Annotated in this window: 1 protein-coding gene; it reads left to right on the top strand. The window is 59.4% G+C overall.

Annotation, left to right across the window (positions count from 1 at the left end; genetic code table 11):
• On the top strand, nucleotides 1-874 hold an 874-nt coding region (locus A3754_RS00920), incomplete at both ends, for an efflux RND transporter permease subunit (RefSeq protein WP_197468349.1).

The raw sequence follows: 874 nt of genomic DNA, 5'->3' as shown, positions 1-874 counted from the left end.
GGTCTACCTGCGCGACGTGGCCACCATCGAACGTGGCTATGCGGAAGTGCCCAACCATCTGTACCGCTTTAATGCCGGTCCGGCGCTGACCATGGGCATTTCTTTTGCCTCCGGCGTGAACGTGGTGGACGTGGGGGGCCGGGTGGATCAGCGCCTGGCGGAGCTGGAATACCAGCGCCCGGTCGGCATGCAGCTGGCGACGGTCTACAACCAGCCCAAAGAAGTGGATAACTCGGTGAGCGCCTTCATGCTCAACCTGGGTGAAGCGGTGGCCATTGTGATTGCGGTGCTGCTGGTGTTCATGGGGGTGCGTTCCGGCATCCTGATGGGCGGGGTGTTGCTGCTTACCATTCTGGGCACTTTCATCGTCATGAAAATGATGGCCATTGATTTGCAGCGGATTTCCCTGGGGGCGTTGATCATTGCCCTGGGCATGCTGGTAGACAATGCCATCGTGGTGACCGAGGGCATCCTGGTGGGCATGAAGCGTGGCCTGTCCAAACTGGAGGCTGCGAAAGAGATTGTCCGCCAGACCGTCTGGCCGCTGTTGGGTGCCACGGTCATTGCCATCATGGCGTTTGCGCCGATTGGCCTGTCTGACGACGCCACCGGTGAATACACCAATACCCTGTTCTGGGTGCTGTTGATTTCATTGATGCTCAGCTGGGTGACGGCGATTACGTTGGTGCCGTTTTTTGCCAATGTGTTCTTCAGCGAGAAGGATGTGGGTGGCCAGGACGGGGAGGGTGAAGACCCTTACGCCGGCAGGGTCTTTGTGCTTTATCGCCGCCTGCTGGACCGTGCCATCCATCATCGGGTGATCGCCCTGAGCGCCATGGGTGCGCTGTTGGTGATTGCGGTGGTCGGTTTTGGT

This window comes from Alcanivorax sp. HI0083 (assembly GCF_001635175.1).
The sequence above is the reverse complement of the archived record's forward strand: the minus strand, read 5'-3'. Positions and strand labels throughout refer to the sequence as shown.